Raw genomic sequence first — 16,868 nt, 5'->3', positions numbered from 1 at the left:
ATGAGCTACGTCGAACCCGGCAAGGAATTCAACAGGGACACCAACTACATCGAAACGCGGATAACCGCCGACGGGCGTGACGGCTACCCCGTCGAGCCCGGTCGCTACCGACTCGTCGCCGCCAGGGCCTGCCCGTGGGCGCACCGATCGATCATCGTTCGTCGTCTGCTCGGACTCGAGGATGTGCTGTCGCTGTCGATTCCCGGCCCGACGCACGACCCGCGGAGTTGGAACTTCGACGAGGAGCCCGGGGGCGTCGATCCAGTGCTGAAGATCGAGCGCTTGCAGGAGGCGTACTTCGCGCGCTTCTCCGACTATCCGCGCGGCATCACCGTTCCCGCGATAGTCGAGATCTCCACCGGCGAAGTCGTCACCAACGACTACCCGCAGATCACCCTCGACTTGTCCACCGAATGGAAGCAGTACCACCGCCCGGGAGCACCGGATCTGTATCCCGAGGCACTGCGCGCCGAAATCGACGAGGTAGCCCAGCGCGTGTTCACCGAGGTCAACAACGGTGTGTACCGCTGCGGTTTCGCCGGATCGCAAGAGGCCTACGACAAGGCATACGACCGACTGTTCACCGCCCTCGACTGGCTCGCCGGACGTCTGAGCGGCCAGCGCTATCTCGTCGGCGACACCATCACCGAAGCCGACGTCCGGCTGTTCACGACGCTCGTGCGGTTCGATCCGGTCTACCACGGCCACTTCAAATGCAACCGCAGCAAACTCAGCGAGATCCCGGTGCTGTGGAATTACGCGCGCGATCTGTTCCAAACACCCGGCTTCGGCGACACCGTCGACTTCGACCACATCAAGCGGCACTACTACCTCGTGCACACCGATATCAACCCGACAGGCATCGTGCCCGAGGGCCCGTATCTGCACGGCTGGCTGGAGCCGCACGGACGCGAATCACTCGGTGGTCGACCGTTCGGCGAGGGCACAGCCCCCTTGCCGCCCAAGTCCGACGAAGTGGTGCCGACCGATCATTGGGTTCCGCGGTAGGTCCCGAAACTCCAGTAGACGCCCTCGGGGTCGCGGCAAGTGAACCCTCTACTGCCGTAGTCCTCGTCTCGTAGTCCCTGGGTGACGTTGCCACCTGCGGACACGACGCGGTCATGAATCACGTCGGGTTCGTCGGTGACGATGTAGACGGACCCGACTCCCGGGGGGAGGCCTCCGAGCGCACTACCCTCGCGGACGCTCCCGAGCATCACGCCGTCTCCTGTCGGCCACAGCAGTTCTGCATGGTCGACACGGTCACCTTCGCCGTAGACGGCCTTCTCCACGAAGCCGAGAACGTCGACGAGGTATCTGATGGCGGCACGCGCGTCGTCGTAGCGAAGGGTGGGCCAGATTGTTGTTTCGGTCATAGACCTCATCCTGCGCTCGGACTGCCGTCGTGGTCTTGGACGAATGCGAACTCCTCCACCCGACGCCATTGCGACGGAGACATGCCCGCGAACTCGCGCCATTCGCGGGCCATATGCGCCTGGTCGTAATAGCCGCAGGCCGCAGCGACTTCGGACAACAGAGGTATCGACGGCCGACGCAGAGCCTGGTGCGAGCGGTAGAACCGCGAGATACGGGCCGAGTCCTTCGGCGCGACTCCGAACTCTGCGGCGAACTTGTTGGTCAGATGCCTTCGGCTCCATCCGACGTTCCGGGCCACTTCACCGACCCGTGCCGATCCACCCGACCCGACCAACTGCCGCCATGCCTCGGCGAGTGTCGGATCGATAGGCCGCTCTTCCAGATTGCGGGACAAGATCTCGTCGACGACGTCGAACCGTCTGTCCCAGTCTTCGGTCGCGGCGACTCGATCGAGGAGTTCGCCCGCGCCGGACATGACGTCGCTGAGATCGACCATCCAGTCGCCCAGCGCGGCAGTGGGGATCCCGAACAGCGCGCGGGCACCGGCAGGGGTGAACGACAGCTGAATCCCGTGTTGGTTGCCGTCGTGCGCGATGGTGACAGGTTCGGCGGAGATGCCACTTGCGAGTGTCTCGAAAGCGCAGGAACCCTGTCGCGGCGAATCCGCGATCTCGAGCTTGGGTCCGATGGCGATGATCACAGTCAGATACGGACTCGGCATCCCGATATGCTCACCGGGCTTGTAACCCGACAGTCGATATCCGCTGTAGGACGCAACGAACGGACGCAACCGAGCACTCGGACTTCCGCGCGCGCCCTCGGATACACCGGTCACCATTGCAGGGTAGAACCGAATGCGAACGGGTACCAGCGCTCCACGACCGAATAACAAATAAGTCACATCGATCGGAGTGCGGATGGCGAGCAAGAACAAGAACAAGGATCAGGTCGAGACAATCAAGGAGGGCGGTCGCCTCGAACAGGCGCTCGTGAAAATCCTCGACCACGGCAGCAGGATCCAGGGGCCCGCCGTCGAGAAGTACGTCGGGTACATGCGTCGAGCTCATCCGAACGACTCTCCCGCGCAGCTGATCGAGCGCCTGGAGAATCGCTTTCTGCTCGCAGTGACCGGAAGCGGAAGCGCAGTAGGGGGCGCCGCAGCGGTACCGGCGATCGGGACCGTCGCTTCTCTTGCTGCCGTTGGTGCAGAGACGGCATTCTTCATCGAATCTTCCGCACTGTTGACGCTGTCGGTGGCCTCGGTGCACGGTATAGCGGTCCACGACCACCAGCAGCGACGTGCCCTGGTCCTGTCGGTGGCCCTGGGCGAATCCGGAATGCAGATCGTGCAGAAGACCGTTGGGACCAGCGCACGCAATTGGGGCTCGCTCGTCACCACTCGAATTCCGGGCGGAGCGATGACCAACATGAACAAGTCGCTCGCCAAGAAGTTCGTCTCGAAATATTTCGCCAAACGAAGCGCTCTACTGTTCGGCAAACTTCTGCCTGCCGGAATCGGCGCGGTGATCGGCGGAACAGGCAACCGCATGATCGGCAAAGGCGTCATCAAGAATTCACGCGAAGCTTTCGGACCGGCACCGCGCGCGTGGCCGGAAACCCGGATCATCGAACCGGACGAGTAAGTCCGCAGGAATTACAGCCGTGCGCAGCGGTGTTGGTCATGAACATGACCAACACCGTCACACCTGAACTCGGCACGATCGGCATCTGGCGTCACTATTCGGGGATCCCACCCGAGTTGGCCCACACGATCGAAGAAGCCGGCTACGGCGCCATCTGGCTCGGCGGCTCCCCGCCTGCGGATCTGGCCTCGGCCGAGGAGGTTCTCGATGCAACCGAGTCGATCGTCGTGGCGACCGGAATCGTCAACATCTGGTCCGCAGCCGCACCGGAGGTCGCAGAATCGTTCCACCGCATCGAGAAGAAACACCCGGGACGATTCCTGCTCGGTATCGGCGCGGGGCACCCGGAGGCAACGCAGGAATATCAGAAGCCCTACGAGGCGCTGGTCGACTATCTCGATGCCCTCGACGAGGGCGGGGTCCCCATCGAGCGTCGGGTACTCGCGGCATTGGGCCCGAAGGTGTTGAAGCTGTCCGCAGACCGCACCGCAGGAGCCCACCCCTATCTGACGACTCCCGAACATACAGCCGAGGCTCGGGCGATTCTGGGACCGGACAGGGTCCTCGCCCCCGAGCACAAGGTCGTCCTCGACATCGATCCCGAACGGGCCCGAGACATCGGGCGTCCACCGGTGAACAATCCGTACCTGCACCTGAGGAACTACACCAACAACCTCGAGCGCCTCGGATACTCCAAAGAGGAGATCGGCGACGGCGGCAGCGACCGGTTGATCGATGCCCTTGTCGCCCACGGAAATGCGGCCTCGATCGCTCAGCGACTCGGTCAACACATCGACGCCGGTGCCTCCCACGTCATCGTGCATGCGTTGCCGGACAAGGCAGATCCGTCGGAGGTATATCGCGAGGTTGCGGCCGCGTTTCTCTGACCCCGCGCAAACGTCGTAACCTGAACCCGGGGTCGGGAAGTTCACTCGGTCCCGGGTAGCTCACGTACGACGATCCGGGGGAATCGAATCCATGACAGGCGGCTCCGCAGGAACGAACAGCTTCGCTGTCCACGCACTGCAAGCGCAAGGTCTCACCAAGGTCTTCGGCTCGATTCACGCAGTGTCCGACCTCAGCTTCGTGGTTCCACGCGGGTCCATCACAGGATTTCTCGGCCCCAACGGATCCGGTAAAACCACGACGCTGCGGATGCTGCTCGGCCTGACGAAACCGAGCGCCGGAGTCGGCCTCGTGGCCGGTGCACCGTTCTCCGCTCTGAGCCACCCGGCTCGCGCCGTCGGTGCCGTCCTCGATTCACGCAGTCTGCATCCCAAGCGCACCGCGGCCGGCCACCTCCGCATCTTCACCGCGTCGATCGGTGTGCCCGACAGCCGCGCCGACGACGTTCTCCGACTCGTCGGCCTCGCGGACGCGACCAACCGTCAGGTCGCCGAATTCTCCCTCGGAATGCGTCAGCGACTCGCCTTGGCGACGGCGCTCCTGGGCGATCCCGAGATTCTGGTGCTCGACGAACCTGCCAACGGACTCGACCCCGAGGGAATCGCCTGGCTCCGCGACTTTCTGAAGTCCTACGCGGCCGGGGGAAGGACCGTACTCATCTCCAGCCACCTACTCCGCGAGGTCGAGGCGACGGTCGACAATCTGGTGATCATCAGCGGCGGTGCATTGATGTATCAGGGTGGGATCGATCAGCTTCGTGCCTCGCGGCCGAGCCGAACGCTCGTTGCCGTATCGGATCCGGCCGCACTCGCCCTGGCACTTGCATCCAACGGAATCACGAACGCACAACTGCTTCCCGACGGACGGCTCGGCGTCGCCGGTAGCGACACGGACACCGTCACGCGCATAGCGTCGGAGTCCGGGTTGACCGTCTTCGGTGCTTCCTACGAGCACGTAGACCTCGAGCAAGTATTTCTTTCGATGACTGCCGGGCAGTACACCGCAACGCCAGCGGGCAGTATCGGTCGGCCTGGGTACGGACCTACACCGGGTTATCCGCAGCCCACTGGTTACGTTCCTCCCGTCGCTTACAGCCCCTCTCCCTGGGACGAGGGGCGACGATGACTACGTTGATCACCTCCGAGATACGCAAGGTGACCACCCTCAAATTCTGGTGGGCGCTGGCCATACCACCGGTGTTCGTCGGGATCTGCGCCAGTGGGATCGCCGCGTCGATAGCTAATTCCACCTCCGACTACGAGTTCGAACTGTCGGGCGGCTTCGGAATCGTGGGGCTCTACGTCGCCCTCGGGTTCACGATGATGTTCGTCGCGGTGTTCGGAGCGGTGAACGGCGGCACCGAATTCCGGTACGACACGATCACCACTTCATTTCTGACCTCGACGAGCCGCGACCGGGTCATCGCTGCCAAGTTGGGTGTCACCGCACTCTTCGCACTCGGCTACGGCCTCCTGGTCGAGATCGTCAGCCTGGTGTGCCTGCTGCTGTTCTCGAGCGAACCTTTCGAGCTGTCAGCCGCGCTGATCGGCATGCTCGTCATGGGTTTGTTCGCCGTTGTCGTCTGGTCCTTGATCGGGGCGGGTCTCGGACTCCTGATGGGTTCCCCGACCTGGCCGGCGATCATCATCGTCGCGTGGTATCCGATCGGCGAACTCGTTGCGACCTCGATAGTGTCGGGAATCGGCCTCGGCAACATCTCGGTGGTGACGCCGTCGGCGCTCACGCTCGCGACGGTCAGTGTGGGCGAGGTCGAGAGCCAATTCTTCATGCCGTGGCCGGTGGCGCCGTTCGGCCTGCTCGTGTGGGGTCTCGCCATCGCCGGTGCCGGCTGGCTGCGGACCAGGGAACGCGATATCAGCTGAGAACCGTGTCGGTAGCGCGGTCTACCTTTGACCGTGATGTCGACTATCGGTAGCGCCCAACGATCGGTGAGAAGATCCCCTGGCTGGATCCGCCGTCTCGGTGCTCAATGCTGGATTCACCGCCGCACTGCCGCGGGAGCGTTGGCGGTCACCATGATCGCCGCAGTCATCGATATCTCGTTCCCGTTGCTCACACGCGTCGCGATCGACGACGCCAGTGCAGGCGAGGGCGGCACCATCGGTGCCATCGCCGTCGCCATCGGCGCACTCGGCGTCGTTCGGTTCGGCTGCCAGTTCGGCCGACGATTCCTGGCCGGCCGATTGTCGATCGACGTCCAACACGATCTGAGACTCGGTCTACTCGCGTCGCTGCAACGCCTGGACGGTCGACGCCAGGACGACATCAGAACCGGGCAGGTCGTCTCGCGGACCATTACCGATCTGCAACTCGTTCAGGGGTTGCTGGCGATGGTGCCGTTGTCGGCCGGGGCACTGCTGCAGTTCGTCCTCGCCCTCGTCGTGATGGCGTATCTGTCGCCTCTGTTGACCGGCGTAGCACTGTTGATCGTTCCGGCAGTGTCGATCGTCGTCTATCGCATTCGGCCCACCCTGTATGCGGCAACATGGTCGGCTCAACAACGCGCGGCCGACATCGCCCAGCACGTCGAGGAAACCGTCACCGGAGTGCGCGTCGTCAAAGGTTTCGGGCAGGAAGCCCGAGCGGTCGACCGGCTCGAGAACCTGAGTCGGACACTGTTCGCCGAACGAATGCGCTCGGCGAGAATCAACTCGCGATTCACTCCGTCGATGGCGGCAATCCCACAACTGGGACTCGTCGGTGTCATCGCACTCGGCGGCTACCTCGCCATGACCGACCACATCACCATCGGCACCTTCCTCGCCTTCGCGACGTACGTGGCAACGCTGTCGGCGGTGACCCGCACGCTGTCCTCTGTCATCATCATGGCGCAACTCTCCCGAGCAGCCGTCGAGCGTGTCTACGAGGTCATCGATACCGAGCCTTCGGTCCCCGAGCCCGAGCATCCCACCCACCTCCCCGACGGGCCACTGGGAGTGGACCTCTCCGCCGTGACCTTCGGCTTCGAGGAAGAACGCGACGTGCTTCGATCCTTCGATCTCACCGTCGCGCCAGGGGAAAGTGTCGCGATAGTCGGGCACGCAGGCTCCGGAAAGACCGCACTGTCGCTTCTGCTCCCCCGCTTCTACAGCCCTCGAATCGGCTCGGTTGCGCTGACGTCGCACGGGAGGAGATTCGACGTTGCCGACATCAGCGCCGAACAACTCCGAGGCGCCGTCGGTCTCGTTTTCGACGAACCGTTTCTGTTCTCGGACACCATTGCCGCGAACATCGCCCTCGGCCGGCCCGACGCCACCGCCGAGGACATCACCCGCGCGGCAACTCTGGCCGAAGCCGCCTCGTTCATCGACGCCTTGCCGGACGGTTACGACTCGGTCGTCGGCGAACGCGGGCTCACCCTGTCCGGTGGACAGCGACAACGGATCGCATTGGCCAGAGCGCTCTTGACCGATCCGCGAATTCTCGTCCTGGACGATGCGACCTCGGCAGTCGATGCGACCACCGAGGCAGCGATATTCGATGCACTTCGCGCTGGGCGTGAGAGAACAACCCTGATACTCGCGCACCGACGCTCGACGCTGACCCTGGCAGATCGCGTGGCAGTACTCGACGACGGCCGCATCATCGACTCCGGGACGGTCGCCGAGCTGGATGAGCGCTGCCCCCTGTTCCGCCTGCTGCTCGCAGACGGGGAAGGACACGAAGACATCCCCGGCGGCACCCGCGAACGAAGCGCCGAGCCGACCGAGGCGACGCTGTGGCCCGAACTCGAAAAGCCGGTCGGTTCCGTTTCCCACCGCACGCTCACCTCCGCCCCACCGACGGGCAGGGGCGGACCGACATCGGGCGCACTCGGCCATGTCGCGTCGACGCCGCAACTGCAAGCCGCAGTCGATGCGTTACCGCCGGCCACCGAGGATCCCCACGCCTCCGATGCGGAGATACGAGCCGCGGACCCACAATTTCGACTCTCGCGTCTACTGAAACCCGTCCGACTTCTCCTTGCGACCGTCGTGGTCTTGCTGGCGCTCGACTCACTGTCGGCGATTGCTTTTCCCTCGATCGTGCGTTTTGCCGTCGACGACGGAGTCAGCAGAGGGAATCCCGGTGCATTGTGGGCCGCGAGCGCACTCGGCGTCGTACTCGCAGCAGTGGGATGGTTCGTCATCTCCGCCACCACCATGATCACCGCGCGGACCGGAGAACGAGTCCTCTTCGGCTTACGGGTCAAGAGCTACGCGCACATCCAGAGACTCGGCTTGGACTACTACGAACGCGAACTCTCCGGCCGCATCATGACTCGGATGACGACCGACGTGGACGCGCTGTCGTCGTTCATTCAGACCGGTGCATCCACCGCCGTCGTCTCCCTGCTCACCGTCATCGGCATCGCTGCCGCGCTCCTGGTCACCGATCTCACACTCGGACTCGTCGCACTCGCTGTGGTCCCACCGCTAGTACTCGCGACGATCATCTTCCGCAAGGTCTCCGCCGTCGCGTACTCCCAATCCCGCGAGCGAATCTCGACCGTCAACGCAGACTTCCAGGAAAACGTCGCCGGACTTCGGTCCGCACAGGCATATCGTCGCGAAGAGTTCGCCGCTACCCAGTTCGCCGAACGTGCCGATCGATACCGTCGGAGCCGAATGCGCTCTCAGCGAGCGATCTCGGTGTTCTTCCCTTTCATCACGCTGCTCTCCGACGTGGCATCGGCCTTCGTCGTCTTCGTCGGGGCCCATCAGGTCGCGACCGGTTCGACTTCGGCAGGCACATTCGTCGCGTTCGTGCTCTACCTCGGTCTACTCTTCGGACCGATCCAGCAGCTGTCCCAGGTTTTCGACGGTTACCAACAGGCCAGTGTGGGTGTGAGCCGGATCGGCGATCTGTTGCGTACGCCGAGTTCCATCGAGGCCGGCTCGGACAACGACACCGTACCGATCCAGGACGGCCGGCTGCGCAGCGATGTTCATCTCGACAATGTGAGCTTTCGCTACGCAGGCGCAGTGACCGATGCGCTCACTGAGGTCAATCTCACAATCCCCCTGGGAACCACCGTTGCACTCGTCGGCCACACCGGCGCCGGCAAGTCGACGGTCATCAAATTGCTGGCCCGCTTCTACGATCCGACGTCAGGTTCGGTTCGTGTCGGAGGCACCGATCTGCGTCGATATCGGCTCGCCGAATACCGTCGCCGACTCGGAGTCGTACCGCAGGAAGCGCATCTGTTCACCGGCGATGTAGCGAGCAACATTGCCTTCGGACGCCCCGATGCGAGCCGTGCCGACATCGAATCCGCCGCCCGCGCGGTCGGGGCTTTGGACATCATCGCCGGACTTCGCGGTGGCATGTATCAGCCGGTCGGCGAGCGCGGGCAAGGCTTGTCCGCCGGCCAAAGACAGCTGATCGCGCTGGCCAGAGCCGAATTGGTCGACCCCGACCTGTTGCTCCTCGACGAGGCGACAGCCACGCTCGACCCGGCAACCGAGCGCATAGTTCTCACGGCGAGCGACGCCGTGCTCCGCAAGCGGACCTCTGTCGTCGTGGCGCACCGGCTGGCAACTGCGGCGCGCGCAGACATGATTGTCGTCGTGGACTCTGGACGCATCGTCGAGGTGGGCACACACGATCGATTACGTACTCGCGGAGGCTTCTACACACGGCTGTGGAATGCGGCAGAAACACGCGGAGGGAATAAACCGATAGACCGAGGAGTCATCAGCAATGAAGCCGATAGTTACTCGTGAGTACTTACCACAGCTCCGTCCCGGGCGCTCGCACATACCGGGAGCGGGTTAGCCTGGCTATGTACGCGCGTTGATCGGGAACGAAGAGAAGAGACGAGGCGAACTACTGCCGTGAGCAGCAGCTCTACTACCCAATTCGGACAAAACCAATGGCTGGTCGACGAGATGTACCAGCGATTCAAGGAAGACCCAGCGTCTGTGGATGCGAGCTGGCACGAATTCCTCACCGATTACGACCCGGACGCTCCGGCAGGTGACACTGCGTCTGTCCCGAATGGCAGTACAGCAAAGCCCGCCTCCACCAGCGCCGCTACTTCGACAAGCAACGCATCCGCGACTGGCGCTTCCGGATCGAACGGAACCGCTCCAGCTCCCCGAAGTGCACCGGTGAAAACTGAATCGCCCAAGGCCGCCGCAGTCAAGCCTGCGCCGACCTCCAAGCCCGCGACGTCGAAAGCCGCAGGTGGAACCTTGACCGCCGCAGCCGCAAAGCCCGCTAGTTCATCCACAAGCGACGCCGGCGAACCGACCAACAAAATTCTTCGCGGAGCTGCAGCAGCCGTAGCGCGGAACATGACGGCTTCTCTGCAGATCCCGACAGCGACCAGCGTTCGTGCGATCCCGGCGAAGCTCATGGTCGACAACCGGTTGGTGATCAACAACCATCTCGCGCGTACACGCGGCGGCAAGATTTCGTTCACGCACATCCTCGGATTTGCGATCGTCCAGGCGATCAAGTCGTTCCCCACCATGAACACCCACTTCGCCGAGATCGACGGCAAGCCGAACGCGGTCTCACCCAGTGCTACCAATCTCGGTCTCGCCATCGACCTACCCGGCAAGGACGGCAACCGCACCCTCGTCGTCGCCGCTATCAAGGGCACACAGGATCACACCTTCGCCCAGTTCTACAACGCATACGAGGACGTAGTCCGTCGTGCGCGTGACGGCAAGCTGACGGGCGAGGACTTCCAAGGCGTCACGATCTCGCTGACCAACCCCGGTGGCATCGGAACCGTGCACTCGGTTCCACGCCTGATGAACGGCCAGGGAACGATAATCGGTGCCGGCGCGATGGAATATCCCGCGGAGTTCCAGGGCGCGAGCGACGAGCGTCTCGCCGAGCTGGGCGTCGGCAAGCTGATGACCCTCACCTCGACGTACGACCACAGGATCATTCAGGGTGCAGAATCTGGCGACTTCCTTCGCACGATCCACAACTTGCTGATCAGCGACGAGTTCTACGACGAACTGTTCCACTCACTCAAGATCCCGTACGAGCCGATTCGTTGGCGCAAGGATCTGCCCGAGGGAACGGTCGACAAGAACACTCGCGTTCTCGAATTGATCGCCGCGTACCGCAACCGCGGTCACCTGATGGCCGACACGGATCCGCTGCAGTTCACCAAGGACAAGTTCCGGATGCACCCGGATCTCGATGTCATCAGCCACGACCTCACGCTGTGGGACCTCGATCGCGAGTTCAAGGTCGGCGGATTCCACGGTAAGGACAAGATGCGTCTTCGCGACGTACTCAGCGTCCTACGTGACTCCTACTGCCGCCATGTGGGTGTGGAATACACCCACATCCTCGAGACGGATCAGGTCGCCTGGCTCGAGGACCGCGTCGAGACGACACTCGTCAAACCGACCGTGGCACAGCAGAAGTACACATTGAGCAAGCTCAATGCAGCCGAGGCGTTCGAGACGTTCCTGCAGACGAAGTACGTCGGCCAGAAGCGCTTCTCGCTCGAAGGCGCCGAATCCGTCATCCCCATGATGGACGCGGTCATCGACCAGAGTGCGGAGTACGCACTCGACGAGGTCGTCATCGGCATGCCCCACCGCGGTCGCCTCAACGTCCTCGCCAATATCGTCGGCAAGCCGTACTCGAAGATCTTCACCGAGTTCGAGGGCAACATGAACCCCGCAGCCGCACATGGTTCGGGCGATGTGAAGTACCACCTCGGCGCCGAGGGCACGTACATTCAGATGTTCGGCGAGAACGACATCAAGGTCTCGCTCACCGCGAACCCATCTCATCTCGAAGCAGTCGACCCCGTCCTCGAAGGGCTCGTCCGCGCCAAGCAGGACCTGCTCGACAAGGGTGCAGGCGAAGGCGGATTCTCCGTTCTCCCGCTGATGCTCCACGGTGACGCAGCCTTCGCCGGCCAGGGCGTCGTCGCAGAAACGCTGAACCTTGCGCTTCTGCGCGGCTACCGCACCGGCGGAACCGTGCACATCGTGGTCAACAACCAGGTCGGCTTCACCACCGCACCCGAGCACTCCCGCTCGTCCGAGTACTGCACCGACGTCGCGAAGATGATCGGCGCACCGATCTTCCACGTCAACGGTGACGACCCCGAGGCCTGCGTACGCGTTGCGCATCTCGCCGTCGACTTCCGGCAGAAGTTCCACAAGGACGTCGTCATCGACATGATCTGCTACCGCAGGCGTGGACACAACGAAGGCGACGACCCTTCGATGACGCAGCCCGCGATGTACGACCTCATCGACACCAAGCGCAGCGTTCGCAAGAGCTACACCGAATCGCTGATCGGCCGTGGCGATATCTCCCTCAAGGAGGCCGAGGACGCGCTTCGCGACTACCAGGGCCAGCTCGAACGCGTCTTCAACGAGGTTCGCGAACTCGAGAAGTACACCCCGGAGCCAAGCGAGTCGGTCGAACTCGACCAGCAGTTGCCTGCCAAGCTCACGACGGCGGTCGACAAGTCGGTTCTGCACCGCATCGGTGACGCGCATCTCGAGGTTCCGGACGGTTTCAGCGTGCACCCGCGCGTCAAGCCGGTACTCGAAAAGCGTCGCGAAATGTCGTACGAAGGCAAGGTCGACTGGGCATTCGGTGAGCTTCTGGCTCTCGGCAGCCTCGTGGACGAGGGACGCAACGTTCGTTTCTCCGGCCAGGACACCCGTCGCGGAACGTTCTCCCAGCGGCATTCGGTCATCATCGACCGCAAGACCGGCGCCGAGTACACCCCGCTGCACAACATCGGCAGCGAGAATCCCGGCAAGTTCATGGTCTACGACTCCGCACTGAGCGAATTCGCAGCCGTCGGCTTCGAGTACGGGTACTCCGTCGGTGACCCCGATGCACTCGTCATGTGGGAAGCGCAGTTCGGCGACTTCGTCAACGGCGCGCAGTCCATCATCGACGAGTTCATCTCCTCTGGTGAAGCGAAGTGGGGACAGCTCGCCGACGTCGTGCTGCTGTTGCCGCACGGTCACGAAGGACAGGGTCCGGACCACACGTCGGGCCGAATCGAACGATTCCTCACGCTCTGCGCCGAGGGTTCGATGACAGTGTCGGTTCCGTCCACCCCGGCGAACTACTTCCATCTCTTGCGTCGCCACGCACGGGACGGAATCCGTCGCCCGCTGATCGTCTTCACACCGAAGTCGATGCTGAGGAACAAGGCCGCGGTGTCCAACATCGAGGACTTCACCGACGGCAAGTTCCACTCCGTGTTCGACGAGCCGACCTACGACTCCGGCACCGGAGATCGCAGCAAGGTCAAGCGCGTTCTGATGGTGAGCGGAAAGCTCTACTACGAGCTTCTCGCACGCAAGCAGAAGGACAACCGCGAAGATGTGGCGATTGTCCGGATCGAACAGCTCTACCCGGTCCCGGTCCACCGGATCACCGAAGCGGTCAACAGTTACCCCAACGCAACCGAGTTCCGCTGGGTCCAAGAGGAGCCTGCGAACCAGGGTGCATGGCCGTTCTTCGGTCTGGCGTTCCCAGAATTGATGCCGGACGTTCTCAGCGGCATCAAGCGGGTTTCGCGCCGTGCGATGTCGGCACCTTCTTCGGGTTCGAGCAAGGTGCACGCCGTCGAGCAGCTCGAAATCATCGACGAGGCCTTCTCGGGCGTCGGCGAGTAGTTCACTTCACGCCCGATGGCGCATTCGGTCACTTTCGAGTGACTGGGTGCGCCATTCGGCTTTGCGGGACTACACGCGCCAGCCCCATCGCTTCAATGGTCCACTCATACGATCAAATAGCTTCAGAGCGCCATTCAAGCGGACAAGGGTCGGCCAAACGGGTGTAGAACGCCCCAGAGCTAGCCGAGGTCTGCTCCAAACAGCGCGGTGCTCATGTCGGGTGTGAGTGCGACCGCAGGCAGGGCAGCGACGTTGAGATCGATGACTTCTTCGCGGCTCACTTCGGGGTCACGGAGCCAGGAGATGGTCGCTTCTTCGACGAAGGCGATCCAGCCGCGTACGGCAAGGCGGATAGTCGGGGTGGGCTCGATATCGAGTTTGTAGAGCTGCGTGACGGTGCGGTCGGCCATGGTGGTCCGGGTTTGCTCGAACACCTCTCGCATATCGGCGTCTCCCCCTACTGTTCCTCGGAGGAGCGAAATGTAGGTGTCTCGATTCTCGGTGACGTAGTCGACGTAGTTGGCCACTGATTCGCGGAGCAGCTCCAATGGTTCGAGGCTGGTGTCCGGCGCCGTGCGTTCGAGCATCGTGTTGCTGGTCTCGCGGACGATGGCGAGGTGAAAGTCCCGTTTCGAGGCGAAGTAGTGGAAAAGCAGACCGCGGGAGACGCCTGCTTGGTCGGCAATGTCTTCGACCGAAATCTGCTCCAGGGGACGTTCGGAGAGCATGTCGGTTCCGAGTGCGATCAATTGCGCTCGACGGTCTTCCGGACTCAAGCGGGTCCGTTTTCCTGCTGCCGGTTTCGCAGCCTGCGCTCCGTGCTTCACACTGGCCATCACATCAGTCTACTGATCAACAGTCAATAACTGTTGACTCACACTCAACAAGCTTCTACGCTCGCTTACATGAGTCTCTCGGTAACGGACACTTCGCAACGCGTGAGCACACCGCGTCAGGTCGACACTGTCATCATCGGTAGCGGATTCGCAGGCCTCGGTGCTGCGATCAAGCTGACACAGGAAGGCAAGAGGAACTTCCTCGTCCTCGAGCGTGGAAGCGACGTCGGGGGGACGTGGCGCGACAACACCTACCCAGGTGCTGCGTGCGATGTTCCCTCGCACCTGTACTCGTACTCGTTCGCTCTGAACCCGGAGTGGACTCGCTCGTTCTCCACGCAACCCGAGATCCAGAAGTACATCGAGTCGGTCGCTCGCAAGTACGGCGTCATGGACCGACACGTGTTCGGTTCGGACGTCACCTCGGTCCGCTGGAATGCAGACACTTCACGGTGGGACATCAGCGCCAGCACCGGTGAATACTCGGCAAAGATCGTCGTTCCCGCCGTCGGCGCGCTATGCGAGCCGAACCTTCCACCTATCAAGGGAATCGAAGGCTTCGAGGGCGAAATTTTCCATTCGGCGCAGTGGAATCACGAAGCGAAGCTCGACGGCAAGCGCGTCGCGGTCATCGGAACCGGCGCCTCCGCCATCCAGATCGTCCCTGCCATCGCGGAGACGGTCTCGCACCTCGACGTCTATCAGCGAACCGCGCCCTGGATTCTTCCTCGCGCCGACCGCGCCTACACAAAGTTCGAGCGCTTCGCGTTCAAGCACATTCCCGGCTTCCAGCGCCTCTCGCGGACCGGAATCTACGCAGCTCGCGAGACTCAGGTCCTCGGCCTCGCCAAGCAGCCGAAGCTGATGAAAATTTTGGAGTTGGTAGCGCGGCGACAGATCGTCCAAGGTATCGAAGACAAGTCGTTGCGTAAGAAGGTCACGCCGAACTTCCGTATCGGATGCAAGCGCATGCTCATCTCCAATGCGTACTACCCCGCCTTGGACCGCACGAACGTCGACCTAGTCACCGATGGCATCCGCGAGGTTCGCGCCCACTCGATCGTCAGTACGGACGGAACCGAACGCCCGATCGATGCGCTGATCGTGGCCACCGGTTTCCATGTCACGGATTCGCCTGCGTACCAGGGTATCTACGGCAAGAACGGCGAGTCACTCGCGCAGACCTTCGAAAAGGAAGGTCAGCAAGGTTACAAGGGTGCGGCCATCTCGAACTTCCCCAACATGTTCTTTCTCGTAGGCCCGAATACCGGTTTGGGACACACATCGATGGTCTTCATGATCGAATCGCAGCTCAACTACGTCATCGATGCCATAGACACCATCGACAAGCACGACATCGGCGTCATCGAAGTTCGCAAGGACGTCCAAGACGACTACAACGCCGATCTTCAGGACCGAATGGCCGACAGTGTGTGGATGAACGGGGGATGCGCCAGCTGGTACTTGGACAAGCATGGCAACAACACCACACTGTGGCCGGACTTCACGTTCCGATTCCGGAAGATCACCAGAAAGTTCGACCTCGCTGCGTACCGCAGTACTGCAGCGTCCGACCTTCCCAGCCCTCTCGGCAGCACCCTTGCCGGCACCGACACCAAGGTAGTGACACAGTGAGTTCGAAGTCAGCAAACGGATTTACCGGCAAGGTTGCAGTCGTCACCGGCGCCGGTTCGGGGATCGGCCGTGCCCTCGCCCTCAATCTTGCCCAGCGCGGCGCGAAGCTCGCACTCTCGGACGTCGACGTCAACGGCCTCGAAGAGACTGTGCGTCAGGCAGAGGCACTCGGCGCCGAGGTGAAGTCCGACTTCCTCGACGTCACGCAGCGAGAGACCGTGCTCGACTACGCAGATGCGGTTGCCGCTCGGTTCGGGAAGATCAATCAGATCTACAACAATGCGGGCATCGCCTACCACGGCGACGTCGAGAGCTCCTCGTTCAAGGACATCGAGCGCATCGTCGATGTCGATTTCTGGGGAGTTGTCAACGGCACCAAGGCATTTCTTCCCCATCTCCAAGCCTCCGGCGACGGACACATCGTGAATATCTCGAGCCTCTTCGGGCTGTTGGCAATGCCGTCACAAGCTGCATACAACGCCGCGAAATTCGCTGTCCGCGGGTTCAGCGAGGCACTTCGGATAGAACTGCTGATCTCGAAGGCGCCGGTGAAGATGACCGTGGTGCATCCGGGTGGCATCAAGACCGCTATCGCGCGCAACGCCACCGTCGCGGAGAACTACGACCAAGCGTCCGTTGCGAAGTTCTTCGACGCGAAGCTGGCAAAGACCACCCCCGACAAGGCAGCCAAGACCATCCTCGCGGGGGTGGAGAAGGGGAAAGGTCGAGTACTGATCGGCGCTGATGCCATCGCACTCGATCTGTTGCAGCGCTTCACCGGTTCGAAGTATCAGAGGGTCATCGCTACGGTGTCCGCTCGCGTCATGCCGCGAAAGATATAG

General features: G+C 62.4%; 12 protein-coding genes. 9 read left to right on the top strand and 3 right to left on the bottom strand.

Annotated elements, in window-relative coordinates:
* Positions 1–1,008 (top strand): glutathione S-transferase family protein, encoded by a 1,008-nt coding sequence (locus O1W68_RS16425; RefSeq protein WP_269305267.1) that lies wholly within the window; start codon positions 1–3, stop codon positions 1,006–1,008.
* Here the strand turns inward: O1W68_RS16425 and O1W68_RS16420 are convergent.
* Positions 990–1,385 carry a VOC family protein gene (locus O1W68_RS16420; RefSeq protein ID WP_269305265.1) on the bottom strand — a complete coding sequence of 132 codons (396 nt, stop codon included), beginning with the start codon at positions 1,383–1,385 and terminating at the stop codon, positions 990–992. The genes O1W68_RS16425 and O1W68_RS16420 overlap by 19 nt on opposite strands.
* Positions 1,382–2,215 carry a helix-turn-helix domain-containing protein gene (locus O1W68_RS16415; RefSeq protein ID WP_442972388.1) on the bottom strand — a complete coding sequence of 278 codons (834 nt, stop codon included), beginning with the start codon at positions 2,213–2,215 and terminating at the stop codon, positions 1,382–1,384. Before O1W68_RS16415 ends, O1W68_RS16420 begins: the two co-directional genes overlap by 4 nt.
* Before the next feature lie 79 nt (positions 2,216–2,294).
* On the opposite strand from O1W68_RS16415, the gene O1W68_RS16410 reads away from it, so the two are divergent.
* The 6 genes from O1W68_RS16410 (at position 2,295) to O1W68_RS16385 (ending at position 13,555) form a co-directional block, all read left to right on the top strand.
* Positions 2,295–3,020, top strand: a complete 726-nt coding sequence (locus tag O1W68_RS16410) for a hypothetical protein (RefSeq protein WP_269305261.1) — start codon at positions 2,295–2,297, stop codon at positions 3,018–3,020.
* Between the two features lie 38 nt (positions 3,021–3,058).
* Positions 3,059–3,907: an LLM class F420-dependent oxidoreductase gene (locus O1W68_RS16405; protein WP_442972383.1), complete on the top strand. Its 849-nt coding sequence runs from the start codon at positions 3,059–3,061 to the stop codon at positions 3,905–3,907.
* Between the two features lie 91 nt (positions 3,908–3,998).
* The gene (locus O1W68_RS16400; protein ID WP_269305260.1) at positions 3,999–5,051 is read left to right on the top strand and encodes an ABC transporter ATP-binding protein; all 1,053 of its coding nucleotides are present in this window, start codon (positions 3,999–4,001) and stop codon (positions 5,049–5,051) included.
* Positions 5,048–5,809: an ABC transporter permease gene (locus tag O1W68_RS16395; RefSeq protein WP_269305258.1), complete on the top strand. Its 762-nt coding sequence runs from the start codon at positions 5,048–5,050 to the stop codon at positions 5,807–5,809. Before O1W68_RS16400 ends, O1W68_RS16395 begins: the two co-directional genes overlap by 4 nt.
* A gap of 36 nt (positions 5,810–5,845) precedes the next feature.
* On the top strand, positions 5,846–9,652 hold the full coding sequence (locus O1W68_RS16390; RefSeq protein ID WP_269305256.1) for an ABC transporter ATP-binding protein: 3,807 nt from the start codon (positions 5,846–5,848) through the stop codon (positions 9,650–9,652).
* A 111-nt stretch (positions 9,653–9,763) separates the two neighbouring features.
* Positions 9,764–13,555 carry a multifunctional oxoglutarate decarboxylase/oxoglutarate dehydrogenase thiamine pyrophosphate-binding subunit/dihydrolipoyllysine-residue succinyltransferase subunit gene (locus O1W68_RS16385; RefSeq protein WP_269305254.1) on the top strand — a complete coding sequence of 1,264 codons (3,792 nt, stop codon included), beginning with the start codon at positions 9,764–9,766 and terminating at the stop codon, positions 13,553–13,555.
* 179 nt (positions 13,556–13,734) lie between these two features.
* Here the strand turns inward: O1W68_RS16385 and O1W68_RS16380 are convergent, their stop codons facing one another.
* Complete coding sequence (locus O1W68_RS16380; protein ID WP_269305253.1) at positions 13,735–14,391, bottom strand: TetR/AcrR family transcriptional regulator; 657 nt, start codon at positions 14,389–14,391, stop codon at positions 13,735–13,737.
* 69 nt (positions 14,392–14,460) lie between these two features.
* Between O1W68_RS16380 and O1W68_RS16375 the strand changes: the two genes are divergently transcribed.
* Together O1W68_RS16375 and O1W68_RS16370 are read left to right on the top strand one after the other, a co-directional pair.
* Positions 14,461–16,026 carry a flavin-containing monooxygenase gene (locus tag O1W68_RS16375; protein ID WP_269305251.1) on the top strand — a complete coding sequence of 522 codons (1,566 nt, stop codon included), beginning with the start codon at positions 14,461–14,463 and terminating at the stop codon, positions 16,024–16,026.
* Positions 16,023–16,868, top strand: coding sequence for an SDR family NAD(P)-dependent oxidoreductase (locus O1W68_RS16370; RefSeq protein ID WP_269305249.1), 846 nt, complete (start codon positions 16,023–16,025; stop codon positions 16,866–16,868). Before O1W68_RS16375 ends, O1W68_RS16370 begins: the two co-directional genes overlap by 4 nt.

It is taken from the genome of Rhodococcus sp. H36-A4, from assembly GCF_027158005.1.
Lineage (GTDB): Bacteria > Actinomycetota > Actinomycetes > Mycobacteriales > Mycobacteriaceae > Rhodococcoides.
The sequence above is the reverse complement of the archived record's forward strand: the minus strand, read 5'-3'. Positions and strand labels throughout refer to the sequence as shown.

Excerpts from the sequence above, each read along its gene's own strand:
- O1W68_RS16380 (WP_269305253.1), bottom strand. The coding sequence starts at position 14,391 with ATGGCCAGTGTGAAGCACGGAGCGCAGGCTGCGAAACCGGCAGCAGGA.
- O1W68_RS16390 (WP_269305256.1), top strand. The coding sequence starts at position 5,846 with ATGTCGACTATCGGTAGCGCCCAACGATCGGTGAGAAGATCCCCTGGC.
- O1W68_RS16415 (WP_442972388.1), bottom strand. The coding sequence starts at position 2,215 with ATGGTGACCGGTGTATCCGAGGGCGCGCGCGGAAGTCCGAGTGCTCGG.
- O1W68_RS16405 (WP_442972383.1), top strand. The coding sequence starts at position 3,059 with ATGAACATGACCAACACCGTCACACCTGAACTCGGCACGATCGGCATC.
- O1W68_RS16395 (WP_269305258.1), top strand. The coding sequence starts at position 5,048 with ATGACTACGTTGATCACCTCCGAGATACGCAAGGTGACCACCCTCAAA.
- O1W68_RS16410 (WP_269305261.1), top strand. The coding sequence starts at position 2,295 with ATGGCGAGCAAGAACAAGAACAAGGATCAGGTCGAGACAATCAAGGAG.
- O1W68_RS16420 (WP_269305265.1), bottom strand. The coding sequence starts at position 1,385 with ATGAGGTCTATGACCGAAACAACAATCTGGCCCACCCTTCGCTACGAC.
- O1W68_RS16375 (WP_269305251.1), top strand. The coding sequence starts at position 14,461 with ATGAGTCTCTCGGTAACGGACACTTCGCAACGCGTGAGCACACCGCGT.
- O1W68_RS16425 (WP_269305267.1), top strand. The coding sequence starts at position 1 with ATGAGCTACGTCGAACCCGGCAAGGAATTCAACAGGGACACCAACTAC.
- O1W68_RS16400 (WP_269305260.1), top strand. The coding sequence starts at position 3,999 with ATGACAGGCGGCTCCGCAGGAACGAACAGCTTCGCTGTCCACGCACTG.